This window comes from Streptomyces sp. NPDC018833, assembly GCF_044390825.1.
In the GTDB taxonomy this organism is placed as follows: domain Bacteria; phylum Actinomycetota; class Actinomycetes; order Streptomycetales; family Streptomycetaceae; genus Streptomyces.
Map to the genome: position 1 here is coordinate 1 of NZ_JBIRZM010000040.1, position 3,708 is coordinate 3,708.

Genomic DNA, 3,708 nt, shown 5'->3' on the forward strand with positions numbered 1-3,708 from the left:
ACACAGTGGACGCGAGCAACTGAGGACAAGCCCTCGGCCTATTAGTACCGGTCAACTCCACCAGTTACCTGGCTTCCATATCCGGCCTATCAACCCAGTCGTCTACTGGGAGCCTTACCCTCTCAAGGAGGTGGGAGTCCTCATCTCGAAGCAGGCTTCCCGCTTAGATGCTTTCAGCGGTTATCCTTTCCGAACGTAGCCAACCAGCCATGCCCTTGGCAGGACAACTGGCACACCAGAGGTTCGTCCGTCCCGGTCCTCTCGTACTAGGGACAGCCCTTCTCAAGACTCCTACGCGCACAGCGGATAGGGACCGAACTGTCTCACGACGTTCTAAACCCAGCTCGCGTACCGCTTTAATGGGCGAACAGCCCAACCCTTGGGACCGACTCCAGCCCCAGGATGCGACGAGCCGACATCGAGGTGCCAAACCATCCCGTCGATATGGACTCTTGGGGAAGATCAGCCTGTTATCCCCGGGGTACCTTTTATCCGTTGAGCGACGGCGCTTCCACAAGCCACCGCCGGATCACTAGTCCCGACTTTCGTCCCTGCTCGACCCGTCGGTCTCACAGTCAAGCTCCCTTGTGCACTTACACTCAACACCTGATTGCCAACCAGGCTGAGGGAACCTTTGGGCGCCTCCGTTACCCTTTGGGAGGCAACCGCCCCAGTTAAACTACCCATCAGACACTGTCCCTGATCCGGATCACGGACCCAGGTTAGACATCCAGCACGACCAGAGTGGTATTTCAACGACGACTCCACCTGAACTGGCGTCCAAGCTTCACAGTCTCCCACCTATCCTACACAAGCCGAACCGAACACCAATATCAAACTGTAGTAAAGGTCCCGGGGTCTTTCCGTCCTGCTGCGCGAAACGAGCATCTTTACTCGTAGTGCAATTTCACCGGGCCTATGGTTGAGACAGTCGAGAAGTCGTTACGCCATTCGTGCAGGTCGGAACTTACCCGACAAGGAATTTCGCTACCTTAGGATGGTTATAGTTACCACCGCCGTTTACTGGCGCTTAAGTTCTCAGCTTCGCCGACCCGAAAGTCAGCTAACCGGTCCCCTTAACGTTCCAGCACCGGGCAGGCGTCAGTCCGTATACATCGCCTTACGGCTTCGCACGGACCTGTGTTTTTAGTAAACAGTCGCTTCTCGCTGGTCTCTGCGGCCACCCCAAGCTCACCGAGTACATCGGATCACCCAGAATGGCCCCCCTTCTCCCGAAGTTACGGGGGCATTTTGCCGAGTTCCTTAACCATAGTTCACCCGAACGCCTCGGTATTCTCTACCTGACCACCTGAGTCGGTTTAGGGTACGGGCCGCCATGAAACTCGCTAGAGGCTTTTCTCGACAGCATAGGATCATCCACTTCACCACAATCGGCTCGGCATCAGGTCTCAGACTCGTGCACGACGGATTTGCCTACCGTGCGTCCTACACCCTTACCCCGGGACAACCACCGCCCGGGCTGGACTACCTTCCTGCGTCACCCCATCGCTTACCTACTACCACCTTGGGTCAGCGGCTCCACCACTCCGACCTCGTCCGAAGACTCAGCCGGCGGCTTCACGGCCTTAGCATTAATGGGTTCGATACTGGGCGTTTCAAAGCGGGTACCGGAATATCAACCGGTTGTCCATCGACTACGCCTGTCGGCCTCGCCTTAGGTCCCGACTTACCCTGGGCAGATCAGCTTGACCCAGGAACCCTTAGTCAATCGGCGCACACGTTTCTCACGTGTGTATCGCTACTCATGCCTGCATTCTCACTCGTGAACCGTCCACAACTCGCTTCCGCGGCTGCTTCACCCGGCACACGACGCTCCCCTACCCATCCGCACGCCCGTTGGGGCTATTGCGCGAATGACACGACTTCGGCGGTACGCTTGAGCCCCGCTACATTGTCGGCGCGGAATCACTTGACCAGTGAGCTATTACGCACTCTTTCAAGGGTGGCTGCTTCTAAGCCAACCTCCTGGTTGTCTCTGCGACTCCACATCCTTTCCCACTTAGCGTACGCTTAGGGGCCTTAGTCGATGCTCTGGGCTGTTTCCCTCTCGACCATGGAGCTTATCCCCCACAGTCTCACTGCCGCGCTCTCACTTACCGGCATTCGGAGTTTGGCTAAGGTCAGTAACCCGGTAGGGCCCATCGCCTATCCAGTGCTCTACCTCCGGCAAGAAACACACGACGCTGCACCTAAATGCATTTCGGGGAGAACCAGCTATCACGGAGTTTGATTGGCCTTTCACCCCTAACCACAGGTCATCCCCCAGGTTTTCAACCCTGGTGGGTTCGGTCCTCCACGAAGTCTTACCTCCGCTTCAACCTGCCCATGGCTAGATCACTCCGCTTCGGGTCTTGAGCGCGCTACTGAATCGCCCTGTTCGGACTCGCTTTCGCTACGGCTTCCCCACACGGGTTAACCTCGCAACACACCGCAAACTCGCAGGCTCATTCTTCAAAAGGCACGCAGTCACGACTGCATGTGCAAGCACATACAGCGACGCTCCCACGGCTTGTAGGCACACGGTTTCAGGTACTATTTCACTCCGCTCCCGCGGTACTTTTCACCATTCCCTCACGGTACTATCCGCTATCGGTCACCAGGGAATATTTAGGCTTAGCGGGTGGTCCCGCCAGATTCACACGGGATTTCTCGGGCCCCGTGCTACTTGGGTGTCTCTCAAACGAGCCGCTGATGTTTCAGCTACGGGGGTCTTACCCTCTACGCCGGACCTTTCGCATGTCCTTCGCCTACATCAACGGTTTCTGACTCGTCTCATCGCCGGCAGACAATGAAAGAGAGATCCCACAACCCCGTATGCGCAACCCCTGCCGGGTATCACACGCATACGGTTTGGCCTCATCCGGTTTCGCTCGCCACTACTCCCGGAATCACGGTTGTTTTCTCTTCCTGAGGGTACTGAGATGTTTCACTTCCCCTCGTTCCCTCCACACTGCCTATGTGTTCAGCAGCGGGTGACAGCCCATGACGACTGCCGGGTTTCCCCATTCGGAAACCCCCGGATCAAAGCCTGGTTGACGACTCCCCGGGGACTATCGTGGCCTCCCACGTCCTTCATCGGTTCCTGGTGCCAAGGCATCCACCGTGCGCCCTTAAAAACTTGGCCACAGATGCTCGCGTCCACTGTGCAGTTCTCAAGCAACGACCAGCCACCCACCACCCCACCCTTCACAGAGCGAGTTCACTGGGGCCGGCATCCCGAAGGACGACCATCACGGCCGTACCCTCAGACACCCAACAACGTGCCAGGCACGAGCACCCCTCCAGATCTCACGTTCCACGCCGAAGCAGTACTAGTGATCCCTGTCAGGACTCTCGCGCCAACTAATCAACGTTCCACCCATGAGCTGACCGTGCAGAACATTTGCCTGCAATCGGTACTGTGCTCCTTAGAAAGGAGGTGATCCAGCCGCACCTTCCGGTACGGCTACCTTGTTACGACTTCGTCCCAATCGCCAGTCCCACCTTCGACAGCTCCCTCCCACAAGGGGTTGGGCCACCGGCTTCGGGTGTTACCGACTTTCGTGACGTGACGGGCGGTGTGTACAAGGCCCGGGAACGTATTCACCGCAGCAATGCTGATCTGCGATTACTAGCAACTCCGACTTCATGGGGTCGAGTTGCAGACCCCAATCCGAACTGAGACCGGCTTTTTGAGATTCGCTCCGC

The 3,708-nt window shown here is 57.3% G+C and carries 2 rRNA genes (1 of these 2 only partly in view); both read right to left on the reverse strand.

The annotated features are described in order from the left end of the window. Positions 1-21 precede the first annotated feature (21 nt). Positions 22-3,145, reverse strand: a 23S ribosomal RNA gene (locus ACH5AF_RS35265). 287 nt (positions 3,146-3,432) lie between these two features. Then, a 16S ribosomal RNA gene (locus ACH5AF_RS35270) occupies positions 3,433-3,708 on the reverse strand; it runs 1,346 nt beyond the window's last position. Together the 16S and 23S rRNA genes form the textbook arrangement of a ribosomal RNA operon.